Origin of the sequence: Streptomyces sp. NBC_01017 (assembly GCF_045162795.1) — a bacterium.
In the GTDB taxonomy this organism is placed as follows: Bacteria; Actinomycetota; Actinomycetes; order Streptomycetales; family Streptomycetaceae; genus Streptomyces; species Streptomyces machairae.
Window position 1 is genome coordinate 9,727,795 of sequence record NZ_CP108683.1, and the last position, 17,750, is coordinate 9,745,544.

19 protein-coding genes are annotated in these 17,750 nt (G+C 72.0%); 10 read left to right on the forward strand and 9 right to left on the reverse strand.

All coding sequences use genetic code 11. From position 1 onward, the window contains the following. Positions 1-56 precede the first annotated feature (56 nt). The 4 genes from OG331_RS44510 to OG331_RS44525 are packed head-to-tail and all read left to right on the forward strand — an operon-like array spanning position 57 to position 3,978. Positions 57-800, forward strand: coding sequence for an SgcJ/EcaC family oxidoreductase (locus tag OG331_RS44510; protein ID WP_406208113.1), 744 nt, complete (start codon positions 57-59; stop codon positions 798-800). Next, positions 797-1,138 carry a YciI family protein gene (locus OG331_RS44515; RefSeq protein ID WP_328883685.1) on the forward strand — a complete coding sequence of 114 codons (342 nt, stop codon included), beginning with the start codon at positions 797-799 and terminating at the stop codon, positions 1,136-1,138. Before OG331_RS44510 ends, OG331_RS44515 begins: the two co-directional genes overlap by 4 nt. Then, the gene (locus tag OG331_RS44520; RefSeq protein WP_406208115.1) at positions 1,135-2,397 is read left to right on the forward strand and encodes an RNA polymerase sigma factor; all 1,263 of its coding nucleotides are present in this window, start codon (positions 1,135-1,137) and stop codon (positions 2,395-2,397) included. The genes OG331_RS44515 and OG331_RS44520 overlap by 4 nt, the downstream gene beginning before the upstream one ends. An 18-nt stretch (positions 2,398-2,415) precedes the next feature. Continuing rightward, positions 2,416-3,978, forward strand: a complete 1,563-nt coding sequence (locus OG331_RS44525) for an MFS transporter (RefSeq protein WP_406208117.1) — start codon at positions 2,416-2,418, stop codon at positions 3,976-3,978. On the opposite strand, the gene OG331_RS44530 is transcribed toward OG331_RS44525, so the two are convergent. Further along, a complete protein-coding gene (locus OG331_RS44530) occupies positions 3,881-4,279 on the reverse strand; it encodes a nuclear transport factor 2 family protein (protein WP_406208120.1) in 399 nt (132 codons plus the stop codon). The two genes, OG331_RS44525 and OG331_RS44530, sit on opposite strands and share 98 nt — an antisense overlap. 70 nt (positions 4,280-4,349) lie before the next feature. On the opposite strand from OG331_RS44530, the gene OG331_RS44535 reads away from it, so the two are divergent. Together OG331_RS44535 and OG331_RS44540 are read left to right on the forward strand one after the other, a co-directional pair. After that, positions 4,350-4,907 (forward strand): PadR family transcriptional regulator, encoded by a 558-nt coding sequence (locus tag OG331_RS44535; protein ID WP_406208122.1) that lies wholly within the window; start codon positions 4,350-4,352, stop codon positions 4,905-4,907. 5 nt (positions 4,908-4,912) lie between these two features. Beyond that, positions 4,913-5,674 (forward strand): class I SAM-dependent methyltransferase, encoded by a 762-nt coding sequence (locus OG331_RS44540; RefSeq protein ID WP_406208124.1) that lies wholly within the window; start codon positions 4,913-4,915, stop codon positions 5,672-5,674. Here OG331_RS44540 and OG331_RS44545 read toward each other — a convergent pair. The 4 genes from OG331_RS44545 to OG331_RS44560 all read right to left on the reverse strand — a co-directional run bounded on the left by OG331_RS44545 (position 5,644) and on the right by OG331_RS44560 (position 9,206). Continuing rightward, positions 5,644-6,402 carry a GntR family transcriptional regulator gene (locus OG331_RS44545; protein WP_406208127.1) on the reverse strand — a complete coding sequence of 253 codons (759 nt, stop codon included), beginning with the start codon at positions 6,400-6,402 and terminating at the stop codon, positions 5,644-5,646. The genes OG331_RS44540 and OG331_RS44545 overlap by 31 nt on opposite strands. A gap of 130 nt (positions 6,403-6,532) precedes the next feature. After that, positions 6,533-7,699, reverse strand: coding sequence for a serine hydrolase domain-containing protein (locus OG331_RS44550; RefSeq protein ID WP_406208130.1), 1,167 nt, complete (start codon positions 7,697-7,699; stop codon positions 6,533-6,535). Between the two features lie 125 nt (positions 7,700-7,824). Beyond that, on the reverse strand, positions 7,825-8,040 hold the full coding sequence (locus OG331_RS44555; RefSeq protein ID WP_406208132.1) for a hypothetical protein: 216 nt from the start codon (positions 8,038-8,040) through the stop codon (positions 7,825-7,827). A 197-nt stretch (positions 8,041-8,237) separates the two neighbouring features. Then, positions 8,238-9,206 (reverse strand): acetylxylan esterase, encoded by a 969-nt coding sequence (locus tag OG331_RS44560; RefSeq protein ID WP_406208135.1) that lies wholly within the window; start codon positions 9,204-9,206, stop codon positions 8,238-8,240. Between the two features lie 102 nt (positions 9,207-9,308). On the opposite strand from OG331_RS44560, the gene OG331_RS44565 reads away from it, so the two are divergent. Beyond that, positions 9,309-10,688 (forward strand): 8-oxoguanine deaminase, encoded by a 1,380-nt coding sequence (locus OG331_RS44565; protein WP_406208138.1) that lies wholly within the window; start codon positions 9,309-9,311, stop codon positions 10,686-10,688. Between the two features lie 68 nt (positions 10,689-10,756). Here OG331_RS44565 and OG331_RS44570 read toward each other — a convergent pair whose 3' ends face one another. The 3 genes from OG331_RS44570 to OG331_RS44580 form a co-directional block, all read right to left on the reverse strand. Then, positions 10,757-11,341 carry a hypothetical protein gene (locus tag OG331_RS44570; protein ID WP_406208141.1) on the reverse strand — a complete coding sequence of 195 codons (585 nt, stop codon included), beginning with the start codon at positions 11,339-11,341 and terminating at the stop codon, positions 10,757-10,759. Between the two features lie 75 nt (positions 11,342-11,416). Next, positions 11,417-12,199, reverse strand: a complete 783-nt coding sequence (locus OG331_RS44575; RefSeq protein ID WP_406208143.1) for a ferredoxin reductase — start codon at positions 12,197-12,199, stop codon at positions 11,417-11,419. A 10-nt stretch (positions 12,200-12,209) separates the two neighbouring features. Next, positions 12,210-12,815 carry a sulfite oxidase-like oxidoreductase gene (locus OG331_RS44580; protein WP_406208146.1) on the reverse strand — a complete coding sequence of 202 codons (606 nt, stop codon included), beginning with the start codon at positions 12,813-12,815 and terminating at the stop codon, positions 12,210-12,212. 305 nt (positions 12,816-13,120) lie between these two features. Here OG331_RS44580 and OG331_RS44585 point away from each other — a divergent pair, with 305 nt between their 5' ends. Beyond that, a complete protein-coding gene (locus OG331_RS44585) occupies positions 13,121-13,966 on the forward strand; it encodes a putative protein N(5)-glutamine methyltransferase (RefSeq protein WP_406208149.1) in 846 nt (281 codons plus the stop codon). 20 nt (positions 13,967-13,986) lie between these two features. Here OG331_RS44585 and OG331_RS44590 read toward each other — a convergent pair whose 3' ends face one another. Further along, positions 13,987-16,068, reverse strand: coding sequence for a SpoIIE family protein phosphatase (locus OG331_RS44590; RefSeq protein WP_406208152.1), 2,082 nt, complete (start codon positions 16,066-16,068; stop codon positions 13,987-13,989). 269 nt (positions 16,069-16,337) lie between these two features. On the opposite strand from OG331_RS44590, the gene OG331_RS44595 reads away from it, so the two are divergent. After that, positions 16,338-17,207 (forward strand): hypothetical protein, encoded by an 870-nt coding sequence (locus OG331_RS44595; protein ID WP_406208155.1) that lies wholly within the window; start codon positions 16,338-16,340, stop codon positions 17,205-17,207. A gap of 154 nt (positions 17,208-17,361) precedes the next feature. After that, positions 17,362-17,742, forward strand: coding sequence for a hypothetical protein (locus OG331_RS44600; protein WP_406208157.1), 381 nt, complete (start codon positions 17,362-17,364; stop codon positions 17,740-17,742). Positions 17,743-17,750 lie beyond the last annotated feature (8 nt).

Below are 17,750 nucleotides of genomic sequence, written 5' to 3' on the forward strand. Positions count from 1 at the left end.
GGTCCGGTCCCGTTCGTCGGTGGGGTGTAGGAAGCTCATGAGGACCGGGAGGATCCATGAAGTACATGCTGCTCGTCTGCGGTGACGACACCGCCGACGCCTCGGGCATGGCCCCTGTCGAACCCTGGGTCGAGGACCTCGGCGACCGCCGGGTACGCCTGCACGGCCACCGGCTCGCGCTCCCCGACCGGGCCGTCACCGTGCGGGTGCGCGGCGGCGAGGTGCTGCGCAGCGACGGCCCGTTCGCGGAGACGAAGGAGTACGTCGCCGGGTTCGACATCCTGGAGTGCGACAGCTTGGAGGAGGCGATCGAGGCGGCCGCACGGCATCCCGTGGCCGCCGTCGGGGCCATGGAGGTGCGGCCCTTCTGGGAGGACGAGGACGCCGAGACCCGGATCCGCGCGCTGGACGCCGAGCTGACCGCGGCGCTGCGAGAACGCGACATCGACCGGATGGCCGCCTGCTACACGCCGGACGTGTCGGAGTTCCGCGACGGCCGGGAACACCGTGGGGTCGAGGCCCTGCGCAAGTCGATGGAGGAAGGGCTCCGGAACGTCACCGGCCCCGTCACCCGCGAGGTGCTGGACTTCCGCGTCCACGTCGACGAGAGCATCGCCTTCGGCCACGCCCTCGTCCGCCTGCGCGGCACCCGCACTGACGGCGCGCCGCTCGACGACCTGATGCGCGTCACCACCGGCTACCGCGATGCCGGTCTGCGCTGGCTGATCGCGCTCGAGCACGTCTCTCACGAGCACATCTCTCACGAGCACGTCATTCACGGAACGGAGGAGCGGTCATGAAGTACGTCCTGTTCATCTGCACACCGGTCGGCGGCGAGGAACTCAGCCCCGAGGAGATCGCCGAGGACCCCCGCTTCACCTCGTACATCGACGAGGTCCGCAGCCGTGACGTCGTCAAGGGCGGGGCCCGTCTGCGGCCGCACACCGACGCCACGACCGTCCGCGTCCACGGCGACGAAGTGCTCCTCAGCGACGGGCCCTTCGTGGAGTCCAAGGAGTACGTCGCCGGCATCGACATCATCGAGGTCGCCGACCTGGACGAGGCCATCTCGCTGGCGTCCCGGCATCCGGCGGCCCTCGGCGGCGGCTCCGTCGAAGTGCGGCCGGTTTGGGAGTGAGCGCCGCGAACGACGTCGAGAAGGCCGTCGCCGAGGCCTTCCGCGAGGAATGGGGCCAGGTCGTCGCCACCCTGATCCGGGTGACCGGCGACTGGGACCTAGCCGAGGAGTGCGCCCAGGACGCCTTCACGCAGGCCCTCGACCGGTGGCGGCGCGACGGAGTGCCGCGCCGCCCCGGCGCCTGGCTGACCACGACCGCCCGCAACCGCGCCTTGGACGTACTGCGCCGGGAGGCGGTGGGGGCGGCGAAACTCCGGGAGGTGGCGGTGCTGGCCCGCGACGAACCGCCGTACGGACCCGAGAACGACAGCGGTGACGGCAGCGGGGTGCAGGACGACCGGCTGCGGCTGATCTTCACCTGCTGTCACCCCGCGCTGCCCATCGAGGCCAGAGTCGCGCTGACACTGCGCACGCTCGCGGGACTGACCACACCGGAGATCGCGCGCGCCTTCCTTGTCCCCGAGGCGACCATGGCGCAGCGCCTGGTGCGTGCCAAGCGGAAGATCCGCAACGCCGGAATCCCGTACCGGATCCCGCCCGCGCACCTCCTGCCCGAGCGCACGACGGGCGTGCTCGGTGTGATCTACCTGCTGTTCAACGAGGGATACGCGGCCACCGCCGGCGCCGATCTCGTCCGTACGAACCTCTGCGCCGAGGCGATCCGCCTGGCCCGCGTGCTGGCCCGGCTCATGCCCGACGAGCCCGAGGTGCTCGGCCTGCTCGCGCTCCTGCTGCTGCACGACGCCCGCCGGCACACACGCGTGGACGCCGCCGGCGACCTGGTGACCCTGGAGGACCAGGACCGTACGGCCTGGGACCGCGCCGAGGCCGACGAGGGCGCCGCTTTGCTGGAGACCGCGCTGCGGCGCGGTCGCCCCGGGCCGTACCAGATCCAGGCCGCCATCGCCGCCTGCCACACCACCGCGCCCAGTGCCGAGGACACCGACTGGGCCGACATCGCCGCCCTGTACGGCGAGTTGGCGCGCCTGGTGCCCTCCGCCGTGGTCCGCCTGAACCGTGCGGTGGCCGTCGGCATGGCCGACGGCACGGACGCGGGCCTCGCCCTGGTCGCGGAGCTGGAGGACGAGGGCGACCTGGCCGGGTACCACCTGCTGCCGGCCACCCGCGCCGATCTGCTGCGCCGCAGCGGCCGTTCGGACGAGGCGGCGCAGGCGTACCGCAGCGCGCTGGAGCTGGTGGAGAACGACGCGGAACGGAGGTTCCTCGAAGAGCGGCTCGCGGAGTGTCGATCCGGGTGAGGGCCGTTCGTCGGTGGGGTGAAAGCGCCCTTCAGCGGCGCCGACAACACCCGTACGACACTGGAGTTCCCGATGACCGCCTCCGACGCCCGCCGCTGGTACGCCCTCGCCCTGCTGTGTCTGGCCGGGTTCATGGTGATCCTGGACGCGCAGATCGTCGTCCTCGCGCTGCCGTCGATCGCATCCGACCTCGGCTTCTCCGCGAGCGGCGCCCAGTGGGTGATAAGCGCCTATCTGCTGAGCTTCGGCGGCCTGCTGCTCCTCGGCGGCCGGATCGCCGACCTGCTGGGCCGCCGTCGCGTGTTCGTCACCGGCACCCTGCTGTTCGGGCTGTCCTCGCTGCTGTGCGGGTTCGCCTGGGCGGCCGGCGTGCTGGTGGCGGCGCGCGCCGTACAGGGCGTCTCGGCCGCTGTGATGGCGCCGAGCGCGCTCTCCATCCTGCTGAACACCTTCGACGAGGGGCCCGAGCGCAACAAGGCCCTCGCCATCTGGTCCGGCAGCGGCGGCTTCGGCGCCACCGCTGCCCTGCTGGTCGGCGGCCCCCTCACGGACGGGCTCGGCTGGCAGTGGGTGTTCTTCCTCAACGTGCCCGTCGCACTGCTCCTGCTGGCCCTGAGCCCGGTGCTGCTGCGCGAGAGCCGCACCCGGACCCGGGCCCGCTCCTACGACCCGGTCGGCGCCCTCACCATCACGGCCGCCCTCGTGGCCTGCGTGTACGCCGTCGTCGAGGCGCCCGGCGCCGGATGGCTGTCGGCCCGGACGCTCGGCCTGCTGGCCGGCGCCGTCCTGCTGGCGCTGCTCTTCGTCCGCATCGAGGCGCGGTCCGTGGCGCCCCTCGTGCCGCTGCGGCTGATGCGCTCGCGGTCCCTGATCGGCGGCAACCTGGTGGTGATCCTGCTCGGCGCCTGCGCCTTCGGGATGTCGTACACGCTCTCCCAGTACGGGCAGGCCGTGCTCGGGTATTCGCCGCTGGTGTTCGGGCTCGCCAACGTCGTGATGCCGGCCGGCGCGGTCGTCGGGTCGTACGCCGGTCAGGCCCTGGTCACCCGCGTGGGCGCCCGTCCGGTGGCGATGGGCGGGCTGGCGCTGGTCGGCGCCGGCAGTCTGCTGCTGGCCGGGGTGCCGGTGGACGGCGGCTTCGTCCGTGACCTGTTGCCCGGGCTGATCCTTTTCGGGCCGGGACTCGGCGCCTGCGCGGTCGCCGGGGCCATCGCCGCGCTCACCGGAGTGGGGGAGCGGGAGTCGGGCGTGGCCTCCGGCATCAACACCGCGGCGTTCCAGATAGGCGGGGCCTTCGGGGTCGCGGTCGTCACCTCCGTCGCCGTGTCCTACGCCACCGGCCCGGAGCCGCTCGCGGCACTGACGGCCGGCCACCGGGCCGCGTTCACGGCCTGCGCCGTGCTCGCGGCGGCAGGGCTGGCCTGCGCGCTGGTGTTGCTGCGCGGGCCCCGGCGCCGACGTCCCGAGCGGCCGGAGACGGCCGTCACGCCGACTGCGCCTGCGCCTCCTTCGCGATCCGGTCGAACTGCGCGCCCATCGCCTCGGCCAGCGCCTGCAAGCCCGACAGCGGACGGACCATGACCATGAAGTCGTCGATCAGCCCGTCCTCGTTGACGTGCAGGAAGTCGCACCCGGTGATCTCCCGGTCGCCCACGCGCGCGGTGAAGACCAGGGCGTGATCGCGGCCGCCCGGGTCGTTGATCTCGCGCACATAGCGGAAGTCCTCGAAGACCCGCACCACAGCGCGCAGGATCGCCGCCGTGATCGCCTTGCCGGCGTACGGCTTGAACACGGCCGGGCTGGTGAAGACGACGTTCTCCGCCAACAGGGCCTCGACGGCTTCGGCGTCGCCTGCTTCCACCGCCTCGCGGAACGCGCGCATCGGATCACCTCATAGTCAAATAGTTGAGTAGGTGCCGATGAGAATAATCACCTGCTGTTAACGTGTCCACATGTCCCTCAAGTACGCCGTCCTCGCCGCCCTGCTGGAGGGCGAGGCCTCGGGTTACGAGCTGTCGAAGGTCTTCGACGTCTCGTTCGCCAACTTCTGGCCCGCGACCCCGCAGCAGCTCTACCGGGAGCTGGAGCGGCTGGCACAGGACGGTCTCGTCCAGGCCCGGTTCGTGCAGCAGGAACGACGGCCGAACAAGCGGATGTTCACGCTCACCGAGGCCGGACGCCAGGACCTGCGGGCCTTCGCCGCCGAGCCGCCCCGGCGGCCCACCGCCATCCGCGACGAACTCCTGATCAAAATCCAGGCCATGGAGGACCCCGAGGCCGCCCGCGCCCTGATCGAGGAGCGCATGACGTGGTCGCGCGGCAAGCTCGACCGCTACGAACGCGTCCGTGACCGCCTCCTCGACGGGCGGACCGAGGACGAGTACCTGCGTGAGTCGGACCGCATCGGGCCGTATCTGACGCTGCTCGCCGGAATCTCCTTCGAGCAGGAGAATCTGCGCTGGTGCGAGCGCGTTGCCACCGTCCTGCAGCACCGAGTGGCCACGGGGTGACGCGGATGTTCAGCCCCGAAGGCCCTTCCCTGCGCGAACTCGCCGTCCAGGCCCTGTCGTCCGTCGAGCGCGGATACGACCTGCTCGCCCCGAAGTTCGACCACACGCCGTTCCGCACGCCGGATTCCGTGCTCCGCGCGGTCACGTCGGCGCTCGGCCGCACGGGCCCGTACGACGACGGCCTCGACCTGTGCTGCGGCACGGGCGCGGGTGTCGAGGTGCTGGCGGAGGTGTGCCGGCGCAGCGTCACCGGCGTCGACTTCAGCGCCGGCATGCTCGACGTCGCCCGGCGACGGGTGCGGGTCGGGGAGCGGCGCGTCGGCTGGGTTCGTGCCGACGCCCGCGCCCTGCCGTTCGCCCCGGCCTTCGACCTCGTGGTGAGCTTCGGGGCGTTCGGGCACTTCCTTCCCCGCGAACTGCCGGGCCTGTTCGCCCAGGTCCACTCCGTCCTGCGGCCCGGCGGGTGCTTCGCCTTCCCGGTGGTGGCCCCGCCCCGCCCCGCGTCCCTCGGCTACTGGATGCTGCTGGGCTTCGACACGGTGATGCGGGTGCGCAACGCCGTGTGGCGGCCGCAGTTCGTCATGTACTACCGGGCCTTCCGGCTTGCGGAGGTACGCGACGAACTGGCCCGCGCCGGCTTCGAGGTGGAGTCGCAGGCCCTGCCCGAGTTCGGACAGCGGCGGGACGGGAGCCCCCGTGTGCGGATGCTGGTGGCCCGGCGCCCGGACCGGGCGGGTCAGACAGCCGAGGGCAGCGTGAACTCGTAGACCAGAGCGTCCTGTTGGGCGTCCATCACGAGATCCGTGATCTCCAGCGGGCGGGCGTACTGGTCGTGCACCCGCCGGGTGACCCGCACCGAGGGTGCGCCCGGGAGCCGCGTGATGGTGTCCCGGTGGTGGAGGGTGAGGCCCGCCTTGCGCATCCAGTCGTAGGCGCGGCGCAGTTGGGCGGACGCGGTGCCCTCGGTGTGGTCGCCGTCGGCGCGGTCACGGCAGCGGGCGAGCTCCGCCACCTCGGCGAGGGCCACCGCCGAGAAGGACGTCACTGCCGTACGCCGGCCACGACCGTCGGCGCCCGCGGACTCGTAGTGGTGCACCAGGGTCGGCCGGTGCGTGGCCAGCCCCAGGGCGGCGGCGTGCTCCGGCGGGGGAGTCTCCCAGGCGACCGTCGCCCGGTCCACGGCGCCCGGGCCGGCCGTCCGGGCACCGACCGGGAAGGTGAGGGTCGACGGGGTCTCGACCGGCGGACCGGACAGGGTGGCATGGCTGCCCCGCCGGTCGGTGGCGACCAGGCCGCGGTGGCGCAGCACCTCCAGCGCCTGCCGTACGGTCTCCCGGCTGACCCTGTAGTGCAGCGCCAACTGCCGCTCCGACGGCAGCCGTTCACCGGGTGGGACGGTTCCGTCGCTCAGTTCGTCGAGCAACCGGGTGGCGATTCTCCAGTACAGCGGCTGCGCTTCGGTGAGGGGGCGGTCGTGCGGGGTGGTGCGGGCCATGCCGCGCCTCCTGTTGGTGACGTGTTGTAGCCGTGCGGGTTCGTTGCGCCACCAGATCTAAGCATTGGTCTAAACCACGGCGGAAGGGTGGTCTGTCACTTCGGCCGAAACGGTCCGCGCGGACAGGCCGTCACAGGGTGCCGTACAGGGCGTCGATCAGCGCCATCTTCCGCGGGTCGTCGGCGATATGAGGGCCCATCCGGTTCATCACATAGCCCAGTGACACCCCGGCCTCCGGGTCGGCCAGACCGCAGGAGCCGCCGAAGCCGTCGTGTCCGAAAGCGCGCGGGTTGGGCCCGTACGACCCGTTGGCCCCGCTCAGCCACAGGCCGAGCCCGACCTCCGTCTCGCTCTCGAACCCGGCCCCGAGCACCAGATCCCGGCAGGCGCCCTGCCCCTCACGCACCCGCTCGGCCGCCTCGGGGGAGAGGACGCGCCGGCCGTCGTACGACCCGCGCCCCGCGAAGATGCCGTACAGCGCGGCGACCGCCCGAGCCGTGCCGTGCCCGTTCGCGGCGGGAACCTCGGCAGCCCGCCATTCGACCGAGTTGGCCTGAGCCGCCCTCACGGCCGGGTTGGCCAGCGCGGCAATGGCGGCGGGCGCCAACTGGCTGAAGATCGCCGCCTGTTCACTGCTCGACGCGACCGGCGCATGCACCAGCTCGGCCGCCCGTCCGTACTCCTTCTTCGGCAACCCGATCGCGAAGTCGATGCCGAGCGGCCCGGTCACCTCCCGCTCCAGGAAGGCCCCGGGCAGCAGCCCCGAGACCCGCCGCACGACCTCCCCGACCAGGAATCCGTACGTGAGCGCGTGATATCCGGACTGCGTCCCCGGCGCCCACCACGGCTCCATCGCCGCGAGCCGCTGGGTCGTCAGCTCCCAGTCGCAGAGCTGCTGAAGCGAGTGCGGCTCCCGCAGCCCGGACAGACCGGCGCGATGCGACAGGAGATGCCGTACGAGGATCTGCTCCTTGCCCGCGGCGGCGAACTCAGGCCAGTACGCGGCCACCGGCGCGTCCAGGTCGAGCAGCCCCCGGTCGGCGAGAATGTGCGCGCACAGCGCCGTCGGTCCCTTGGACGTCGACCACACGTTGACCAGCGTGTCGCGCTCCCAGGGGCGGCCGTGTGCTGCGTCGGCCCAGCCGCCCCACAGGTCCACCACGGTCTCGCCGCCGACCCTGACGGCGACCGCGGCGCCCAGCTCCCCGCGCTCCCGGAAGTTCGCCTCGAACGCCGTCCGCACCGCCGCGAACCGCGGATCGCAGTGCCCGTGCACCTGTGCCTCGTGCTCCGTCATGCCCACCCCTAGTCGTCCGCAGACGTCCGCCGGAAACCCGGACCGCGACCGTGCGACCGGGCTCCCTGAACGTACCGACTGGTCGGACTGGACGGAAGGCGTCGAACAGGCCGAACGCACCGAGCTCACCCGAAGAACAGCGCACCTTCCGGCTCCCGACGACCCTCGACGGTGTGCCGGTAGTCGCGGGTCTCGACGGCGAGCCCGGCGGCGTCGAACCGCACGAAGACACACCCGGCGAGCGTCGACGGCGCGCCGTCCTCCTCGGCCAGGACCCGGAACTCGGCCACGGCCACACCGTCCACGCCGACGACCGGCGCGCAGAAGCGCACGTCGGTCACCCGCTCACCGGCGAACACCAGCGCAGATACTCGGCCGGCGCCGCCCGCCCGCGGTGCGGCTCGCGGAACGGCATCGAGCGGTGGACGCAGTCCTCGGCGTACTGCTCCAGCAGGGCGTCCGCGTAGTGTGCCGTCCAGGCCGACTGCCGACCCGGACGAACCGGTCCGCGGCCTCACGCGTCTCCATGCCGGACCTCTCAGGCGTGCGCGCGCAGCCAGTCCAGCTTGGCCGCCTCGTGGAACGGGCCGCCGCCCTCGTGGTCGTTGAAGTCGTACACCTCGATGGCCTTGTCGTCGTGGGCCCAGGAGTTGAAGGCCGCGAAGACGGTGGACGGCGGGCAGGTCTGGTCCTCCAGGGCCGCCGAGAACAGGGCGGGAGCCCGGCCGCGGGCCGCGAAGTGGACGCCGTCGAAGTACGACAGGGTGCGCAGGACGTCCTCGGTGCGGCCCCGGTGCGTCTTGAGGTAGAGGGCGATCTCGCGGTACGGGTGGCGGTCCGTCAGGGTCGCCGCGCGCGGGTAGTCGCACAGGAACGGTACGTCCGGCGCGACCGCCGTCAGGTCCGGGACCAGGCCGCCGACCGCGATCGTGATGCCGCCGCCCTGGCTCGAGCCCAGCGCGACCGTGCGTGAGGCGTCCGTCAGCGGGTGGGAACGGGCCGCCTCGACGGCACGGACCGCATCCGTGAACACCCGGCGGTAGTAGTAGTTCTCGGGCGCGTCGACGCCGCGCGTCATGAACCCGGGGTACGCGGGCCCCGCCCCCACCGGGTCCGGTGTGCCACCGCCGGCGCCCCATGCGCTGCCCTGGCCGCGCGTGTCCATCATGAAGTGCGCCCGGCCCGAGGAGGCCCACAGCAGGTTCTCGTGCGGCAGGCCGCGCCCGCCGCCGTACCCGAGGAACTCCACCACCAGCGGCACCGGCTCGGTGGCCCCGGCGGGCAGCCGCAGCCAGCCCTTCACCGGGTGACCGCCGAATCCGGCGAACGTCACGTCGTACACCTGCACCGTGGCCAGCCCCGTGTCGACCGGCTCGAAGCGGGCGTCCAGATCGTGTCCGCGCGCTTCCTCAAGGGTCTTGGACCAGAACGAGTCGAAGTCCTCGGGTTCGACGGACTTGCTGCGGTACTCGCGCAGTTCGTCGAGCGGAAGGTCGAACAGGGCCATGGAGGACCGCCTTTGCCAAGAGTGACTGCGGATGATCACACCGTACGCGGATGATCGGACGACTCGCCAGAACTTTCCGTGCCGTGTGCCTACGATGGCGCCATGACGTCTGCCGTCGAACCCCCGGTCAGGGCCGCGGAACTGCTGGTCAAGGACGCCGAACTGCTCGTCGTGGACGGAGACCGGGAGATCCCGGGCGGCTGGCTGGCCGTCACCGGTGGTCGGGTCACCGGCGTCGGCACCGCCGGGAGCGAGCCCGAGGCCCGCACCACCGTCTCGGCGGCCGGTCGCCTCGTCACTCCGGGCCTGGTCAACACGCACCATCACATCTACCAGAACCTCACCCGCTCCTACGCGCCCGCCGTGAACGGCTCCCTGTTCGACTGGCTGACCACCCTCTACCCCCTCTGGGCGGACCTCGACGAGGAGGCCGCGTACGTGTCGGCGTACGTCGGCATGGCCGAACTGCTCATGGGCGGCTGCACCACGTCCTCCGACCACCTCTACGTCCATCCCCGCCCGCGCCTGGTCGACGCCGAGATCCGCGCCGCCCGCGACATCGGCTTCCGCTTCCACGCCACCCGTGGCTCGATGACCCGCTCCGTCGACGACGGAGGCCTGCCGCCGAGGAGCGTCACCCAGACCGAGGACGAGGTGCTGGCCGACAGCGAGCGCCTGATCACGACGTACCACGACCCCGAACCGGGCGCGCTGGTGCGGGTCGCGCTCGCGCCCTGCTCACCCTTCTCGGTGACCAAGTCACTGATGACGGCGACCGCCGAACTCGCCGAGCGCCACGACGTGCGGCTGCACACGCACCTCGCCGAGGACCACGACGAGGACACCTACTGCCTGGAGACGTATGGCTGCCGCCCCGTCGAGTACTTCGAGCAGACGGGGTGGATGAGCGACCGCAGCTGGGTCGCGCACTGCATCTACCCGACCGGCGACGAGCTGCGCCGCCTCGCTGCCGCCGGTGTCGGCGTTTCGCACTGCCCCAGCTCCAACATGCTCATCGGTGGCGGCACCGCGCGCGTGAAGGAGATGCGGGAACTCGGCCTGCCCGTCGGCATCGGCTGCGACGGCTCCGCCTCCACGGACCACGCCTCGCTCTGGATGGAGACCCGGGCGGCCCTGCTGCTGGGGCGCTACCGCGGCGGACCCGGCGCGATGACGGCACGCGACGCCCTCGACATCGCCACCCGTGGCTCGGCGCGCTGCCTGGGCCGGGACGACGAGCTGGGCCACCTGCGGCCCGGGGCCTGCGCCGACCTGGTCGTCTGGGACCTGCACGAGGTCGCCCTCGCCGGCGCGCTCAGCGACCCCGTGGAGGCCTGGCTGCGCTGCGGGCCCGCCCGGGCCTGGACCACGGTGGTCGGCGGCCGGATCCTGGTGGACCGGGGCGAGCCCCGGCTGGCCGCGCTGGCGGACGCGCTGCGCGGGCACGAACGGATCGCACGGCGTATGCAGAAGAGTGCTTAGGCGGATGGCGGCAGTGGGTGGGCAGGCGGCAGTGGGTGGGCAGGCGGCGCGCTGGGCAGGCGCCGCGGTCACGCCCTCCGGTCCGTCCAGTCCGGCTCCGTCTGGGCCCACTCCTGCTCCCACTCGGCCAGCCGCCGACGCATCGCGCTGTGGCGCACGACGGCGTGGCCGAGCAGAATCACGGCGACCGCGCCGCCCGCGGCACAGACGCCGATGGTGACGGTGTGCTGCCAGACGGCCATGCCGCTCGCAGGCGGGGCCGTGCTCCGGCCCCGGGAGTCCAGCCACACGTCGACCGTGTCGCCGGCCCGCGTGCCGGCCGGAACGCGCGCCGTGGCCGTACGCGGACCGCCTTCCGGCTCGGTCCAGCGCACAGTCGTTCTGGCTGACGGCTGCCGCCCGCCCTGTGCCATCGGAACCGTGCCGGCGGACTTGCCGATGACCTCGGCCCGTACATGCCGGCGATCGGCCCGCTGCTCCCGGGCCACGCCCCGGGCGCCGTCATGGGCCCACCATGCGGCGACCACCCCGACCAGGGGTGCGACCACGAGCAGCAAGAGGGCCACGGTGAGCACCGTCCACGCCTCGACGACATCCGACCGGCGCCGCAATGGACTGCGCCGCCAGCGCCAGCCACGCACCCGATATCGCATGGCGTCCAGGTACCCCGTACGCCGGACATGGTTCCTGACGATCCCGGACGAAATGTGTCCCCGTGCCGCCGCGGTTCAGCCGAAGCGTTCGATCCGGATGCGGTCCACGGGCTGACCTGCCGCCACGAGCAGCCGTGAGGCGTGCTCGGCGAATCCATTGGAGCCGCACACATAGGCCTCCCACCCACCGGGAGGCCGCTCGGCCAGGAGGGGCGCGACATGTGCGGCGGCCATACGTCCCACGGGCACACCCTCCGGCGCACCGCGCGTGAACACAGGCGTCGTCTCCGCGCCGTACTCCCGGGCGTAGATCAGCTCCTCGGGGCTGCGCGCCGACACCAGCAGTCGCAGCGGCACGTCCAGGCCCCGTGCCCGGTGGTGCCGCACCATCGACATCAGCGGTACGACGCCGGAGCCGGCGCCGACCAGCAGCGCGGGCCGGTCGCCGGGCCAGGCGAAGAAGCCGCTGACCGGGCCGCGCACCTCGACCGTGTCACCGGGCTCGGCCACCGTGTGGAACCAGCCGGACACCTCACCGTCCTCGACATGGTCCAGGGTGAGCTCGATGTGGCCCGAGTCGTCCGGTGCGGACGCGATCGAGTAGTGGCGTTGGGCGACATAGCCGTCCTCTGCCGTCAGGCGCAGCATCAGGTGCTGGCCGGGCAGATGGCCCACCCAGGACGGCACCGCGAGTCGGAACGTGGTGGCGTGCGGGGTCTCGGGGCGGATCTCGGTGATCGTGGCGGTCTGCCACATCGCTGCGGCCTGCTCGCCGACGGCGATCCGCCCGGGCACCGCGAAACGGGTCGGGGGAGTGAACGCCACGGCTGCCTCGGCTGCCACGGTTGCTTCAGTCACGTCCATCGCCTCAGTCACCCGAGTACCGCTGCTCTTCCCACGGGTTGCCGCGGGCGTGGTAGCCGTTCTGCTCCCAGAAGCCCGGCTCGTCGTGGTCGAGGATCCGCAGGCCGGCGATCCACTTGGCGCTCTTCCAGAAGTACAGGTGCGGCACCAGCAGCCGTGCCGGGCCACCGTGCTCCGGGGCGAGCGGCCTGCCGTCGTACTCCCAGGCGATCCAGGCCCGTGAGCCGGTCAGGTCGGCGAGCGGAAGGCTGGTGGAGTACCCGGTGTGGGAATAGGCGACGGCATGTGTGGCGGACACATGGGGCCGGACCACAGCAAGGAAGGCGTCCAGCGAGACGCCCCCGAACCGCACGCCGAACTTCGACCAGCTCGTCACGCAGTGGATGTCGCCCGCGTACCCGGACGCCGGCAGCTCGTGCGCCTGCTCCCAGTTCCAGCTCCGTGGCTCCTCGACCAGACCGTCGATGCGGAAGGTCCACTCGGCGGGCGTCAGCTCGGGCGTGACCTCGGCGGACAGGACGGGCCAGTCGTCGCCCGCGTCGTACTGGCCGGGCGGCAGTGACGCGTTGTGGACGCGTGGGCGTCCGGTGAAGCCTCGGGTGACGTTCATACGGGTGGTGCCTCCAGGCCGCCGTCGGCGGCGGCCCGCGGGTCGAGCCTGATCAGGACTTGCTCATTCTTGCTCATTCAACCGTACGCGTTCCGGTGGCCCGCCTTCGTCGGTGCACGGGAGCGTTCGTGATCGTTGGGGTAGGGTTGCCCTCCGGCCGGGACAGTCCCCGCCGCATGGAGCCCAGGAGGTGAGACCCATTACCGCTGTGTCAGGTCGGGTGCTCTCACCTCGAATCGGCGCGGATCACCGCCGGTAGGCGACCGCGAGAGCATCCTTCGGCTTCCGAAAGGCTCTCGGCTTCCATGCCTTCTCTCTCCTCCCCGTCGTCTTCGCCGTCGCCCTCTTCCTCCTTGCCTTCTGCCCCCTCGCCGCCCGCTCGCGACGCTGTCGTGACCGCACTCCGCGCCGCCGGCTGCGTCTTCGCCGAGGACGAGGCCCGGCTGATCCTCGCCGCAGCCGGCACCCCGGACGAGCTGGCCGCCATGGTGGACCGACGTGTCACCGGCCTGCCCCTCGAACTCGTCCTGGGCTGGGCCGAGTTCCGCGGGCTGCGCATCGCCGTGGAACCCGGCGTCTTCGTGCCCCGCCGCCGTACCGAGTTCCTGGTCGAGCAGGCCCTCGCCCACGCCCGGGACGCGTTCGTCGTCGTGGACCTGTGCTGCGGCTCGGGCGCGGTCGGCGCGGCGCTGGCCGCGGCACTCGGCCCCGTCGAGCTGCACGCCGCCGACATCGACCCGGCGGCGGTGCGCTGCGCCCGCCGTAACGTGGCCCCCTTCGGCGGTCGGGTGCACACCGGCGACCTGTTCGAGGCGCTTCCCGGCACCCTGCGCCGCCGGATCGGGATACTCGCGGCGAACGTGCCGTACGTACCCACCGACGAAGTCGGACTCCTGCCCGCGGAGGCCCGCGACCACGAGCCGCACGTCGCTCTCGACGGCGGCCCGGACGGACTCGACGTCCTGCGCCGGGTCGCCGCCGAGGCTCCCCGATGGCTGGCCCCCGGCGGCTGCCTGCTGATCGAGACGAGCGAACGCCAGGCGCCGACAGCCCTGGCGGCTTTCACTCGCAGTGGGCTGTCGTCGCGTCTGATCGTCTCGCAGGAGCCGTACGTGGCTGTCGTTGTCGGCCTCAACCCTGCGGACCGCTAGGCCGATTGGGGCGCCGCCGATCAATCAGGCGGCAGAACACGGGCGATGAGCAGTGCCACGTCGTCGGAGTTCTCGGGCTGGTGGAGGGTGCGCAGCAGGAGGTCGCAGACCTCCTCCAGCGGGCGGTCGGGGCCGTCGAGGAGGTCCAGGAGGGCGGCCAGGCGTTCGTCGAGGGGGTGCTGGCGGGTCTCGACGAGGCCGTCGGTGTAGAGGACCAGGCGGTCACCGGGTTCGAGGTCGACGGTCGTCGTGGAGAACGCGACTCCGCCGACGCCCAGCGGTACCCCGGTGGGCAGTTCGAGGAACTGCGGGTTCCGGCCGGGGCGGAGGCGGGCCGGCGGCAGGTGCCCGGCGTTGGCGATCAGGCACTGGCGCTGCTGCGGGTCGTGGACGACGTAGACGCAGGTGGCGATCGAGTGGTCGAGGCCCTCGGTGATCTTGTCGAGGTGTTCGAGGAGCCGGGCCGGTTCGAGGTCGAGGGAGGCCAGCGTGTGCGTCGCGGTGCGCAGCCGGCCCATGGTCGTCGCGGCGGCGATGCCGCTGCCCATCACGTCGCCGACGACGAGCGCGGTCTTGCCGCCCTCCAGGGGAATCACGTCGAACCAGTCGCCGCCGACCTCCGCGGTGGCGCCCGCGGGCTGGTAGCGGGAGGCGACCTCCAGGCCGCCGGTCACCGGAGGATGGCTGGGCAGCAGGCTGCGCTGCAGGGTGAGGGCGGTGTCGCGGGCGTTCTGGTACCAGCGGGCGTTGTCGATCTGCACCGCCGCGCGGGACGCCAACTCGCGGGCGAGCAGCAGGTCGTCCTCGCTGAACGGCAGCGGATTGCGGGTGCGCTTGAGGTCGAGGGCGCCGAGCACCTCGCCGCGCGCGATCAGCGGCACCGCCAGATAGGAGTGCACGCCGGCGCGGCCCAGTTGGACGGCGGCCTCGGGTGAACGGGCGATGCGCGGCAGGTCCTTCTCCTCGACGTGCGCAACCATGATCGGGCCGGCGGTGCGCACACACTCGGTGACCAGGCGGTCGGGACCGTAACGGGCGACCTGGCCGGGCTGGTCGGCGGCGTCGAGGGCCACCGTGTCGTGCCCCGCCTTGACGGCGAGCGCGCGGATCACCGCCGACTCCGCGGGCCCGAGGCTGCTGCGTCTGCCCTCCACCACGGCTTCCAGCAGATCCACGGCCGCCACGTCGGCCAGCTCCGGCACGGCGACCTCGGCCAGCTCGTGCGCCGTGCGGTCCAGCTCCAGCGTGGTGCCGATGCGCGCGGAGGCGTCGGCGATCAGGGCCAGACGCCGCCGCGCCGTCTCGGCCTCGACAGCGGCCTGGTGCTGCTCGGTGATGTCCACTGCCATGCCGGCCACACCGAGCACCGTCCCGGCGGAGTCCTCCAGCCGGTACAGGGACATGGACCAGAAGTGCTGCACGTCCGGGTCGGCCAGGGTCCGGCCCATGATGCGCTGGTTGATGAGCGCGTCGCCGGTCCGCAGCACCTCGCGCAGAGCCGCTTCGATGGCCTCGGCGGCGTCGGGGTCGGGCAGCAGCTCACGTGGTGTGCGGCCGAGGTGCTCGTCGGCCGGGATGCCGTTGAGCTGTGCCAGCGCCGGGTTGACCGAGACGTAGCGCAGCTCGGTGTCCATGACGGCCAGCCCGATGGGAGCCTGGGCGATCGTCCGGGTCGACAGGGCGACGTCCCGCTCCACCTGGCGGACCGTCGTCTGGTCGGCGCACAGGCCCAGTGCGTAGACCTCCCCCTGGTCGTCCAGCAGCCGCATGTTGCGGAACTCCACCAGCCGAGTGCTGCCGTCCTTGCGCCGGATCGGGAATGCCCCGGCCCAGCCCTCACCGGTCTCCATGACGTCGGCGAACAACTTGACGACCAGGTCCACGTACTGCTCGTGGACCATGATCCGGGCGGCGTACTCGCCCAGTGCCTCCTGCGCGGGATAGCCGAACAACTCCTCGGCCTGAGGGCTCCACAGCACGATGCGGCCCTCGATGTCCAGCACGACCGAGGCCACGCCGAGCACATCGAGCAACCCGCTCGGCCCTACCGGCCCGCGCGTCGGCTCATCGCCCTCGGCCACGGGACGTTCGGCTGCTGACATCCGCACCGCCTTCGCCCATCCTCCTCGCGGCACGCCATTCCCCCATGCCGACTCCCCTTGTTCTACCGCGTTCAACCGTCTCCGGGCCCACTCGGTCGTTCACCTCCACCATCCCTCAACACGATGGCGGGCGTCCGCCGAAGTCATCACCGGGGCACGTGACTGTGGCCGATCAGACAGCGCATGTTCGCTCGCTTGGTCTGTACATGACCATACGGGCCCGCCAGACTGTCCGCCGACCCGCACCCACCCCCCAAGGAGTCGGTCCCATGGCCCTGCGCGCCCGGCAACGTTGTCAAACCGCTCTCACCTGCCTCGTCGCCCTCGCCTCAGCCGCCGTGCTGTCCACCGCGACACCCGCACAGGCCGCCGACACCTGGACGGAGGTGGGCTCCGACCGCGCCGACCCGCTGACCGAGAGCCAGGGGCTGACCTCCGTAGAGGTCCCGGCGAACAGCGCGAACCGTTACACGGGCATCGGCACCATCCCCGCCTCGGTCAGCAGCCGCGGCTGGAACCACGTGGGCGACCCGGACGCCTCCTACAACGGCTACTACATCGAGCCGTACCAGGCGGACTCCGGCAGCGCGAAGATGTTCCGGGTACAGGCGCCGAACGGGACCTGGTCCGAGTACGTCCACGCGCTGGGGTCCGGCGAGGCGCTGAACAACTCCTTCGTCGCCATCACCCCCGGCGGCCAGTGGATGGTCTCGGGCGAGTGGGGCACCATGACCCGTCTGCTGGTCCACCCGACCCCCGGCGTCAACTCCGGTACGTCGCCGTCGGCGAACCTCCCCTGGACGTCCAGCATCCGGCTGGACCACGCCGTGCGCGACATCCAGGGCTGCGACTTCCTCAGTGCCACGGCCCTGCTGTGCGCCTCCGACGACCCGGCGGGCACCCTCTTCGGCATGACCAAGCCGCTGCTCCGGATCGACCTCTCCGCCGAGCCCGGCTCGTCCGACGTGACCGGACATGTCACGGCCCTGCGCCAGCTCCCGCTGCGCAGCTCCTGCTCGGGCGAGTTCGAGACGGAGGGCATCGACTACGACCGCCGTTCCGGCACCCTGCGCGTGATCGTCATCTCGCCGGGCTTCTGCGTGCTGACGGACAGCAAGACGTACCGGTTCACGCGCTGACCTGCCGGTCGACCGCGGCCGGGCCCGTCCTGGGCGCGGACGGTGCGGTTCCGCCGGTAGTGCCGGGCCGAACGTGGTGCTTTTCTTGGGATTGGGGTCCGGTTCCGCGGGCAACCCGTGGCACCGCGGTGCGGCCACGAGAGGAGCGATCACGATGGTCCGTGAACGACTGCACGAGGAACCCGTCTCCGTCGAGATCAGCGGATGCAGCAAGGAAGACGCCCGGATCGTGTTCGACGCGCTGAATGCGTGCTTCGAGTCCGACCGGACCCCCGAGGACGTGCCGCAGCAGCTCCATGAGACGCGCCCCATGGTGTGGCTCGGCACGTTCGAGGTGACGGACGCCCAGGAGTGCCCGGTACCCGCCCGGCTCTCGGCGTCCGTCGAGGCCGATGCACAGGGCGGCTACTGGGCCATCGAACGGCTCCGTACGACGCTCGACTCGCTGTTCACGGTGCACGACCTGACCTCGGCCTCGGGCGACCAGGAGAGGGAACTGCACGTGGTGCTGGAGAGCCGGTCCGGCGTGTCATGAGGTGCCCG

Coding starts and splice junctions, on each gene's coding strand:
- OG331_RS44510 (WP_406208113.1), top strand. CDS start 57: ATGAAGTACATGCTGCTCGTCTGCGGTGACGACACCGCCGACGCCTCG.
- OG331_RS44515 (WP_328883685.1), top strand. CDS start 797: ATGAAGTACGTCCTGTTCATCTGCACACCGGTCGGCGGCGAGGAACTC.
- OG331_RS44530 (WP_406208120.1), bottom strand. CDS start 4,279: ATGCGCGCGTTCCGCGAGGCGGTGGAAGCAGGCGACGCCGAAGCCGTC.
- OG331_RS44535 (WP_406208122.1), top strand. CDS start 4,350: ATGTCCCTCAAGTACGCCGTCCTCGCCGCCCTGCTGGAGGGCGAGGCC.
- OG331_RS44540 (WP_406208124.1), top strand. CDS start 4,913: ATGTTCAGCCCCGAAGGCCCTTCCCTGCGCGAACTCGCCGTCCAGGCC.
- OG331_RS44545 (WP_406208127.1), bottom strand. CDS start 6,402: ATGGCCCGCACCACCCCGCACGACCGCCCCCTCACCGAAGCGCAGCCG.
- OG331_RS44550 (WP_406208130.1), bottom strand. CDS start 7,699: ATGACGGAGCACGAGGCACAGGTGCACGGGCACTGCGATCCGCGGTTC.
- OG331_RS44560 (WP_406208135.1), bottom strand. CDS start 9,206: ATGGCCCTGTTCGACCTTCCGCTCGACGAACTGCGCGAGTACCGCAGC.
- OG331_RS44565 (WP_406208138.1), top strand. CDS start 9,309: ATGACGTCTGCCGTCGAACCCCCGGTCAGGGCCGCGGAACTGCTGGTC.
- OG331_RS44570 (WP_406208141.1), bottom strand. CDS start 11,341: ATGCGATATCGGGTGCGTGGCTGGCGCTGGCGGCGCAGTCCATTGCGG.
- OG331_RS44580 (WP_406208146.1), bottom strand. CDS start 12,815: ATGAACGTCACCCGAGGCTTCACCGGACGCCCACGCGTCCACAACGCG.
- OG331_RS44585 (WP_406208149.1), top strand. CDS start 13,121: ATGCCTTCTCTCTCCTCCCCGTCGTCTTCGCCGTCGCCCTCTTCCTCC.
- OG331_RS44590 (WP_406208152.1), bottom strand. CDS start 16,068: ATGTCAGCAGCCGAACGTCCCGTGGCCGAGGGCGATGAGCCGACGCGC.
- OG331_RS44595 (WP_406208155.1), top strand. CDS start 16,338: ATGGCCCTGCGCGCCCGGCAACGTTGTCAAACCGCTCTCACCTGCCTC.
- OG331_RS44600 (WP_406208157.1), top strand. CDS start 17,362: ATGGTCCGTGAACGACTGCACGAGGAACCCGTCTCCGTCGAGATCAGC.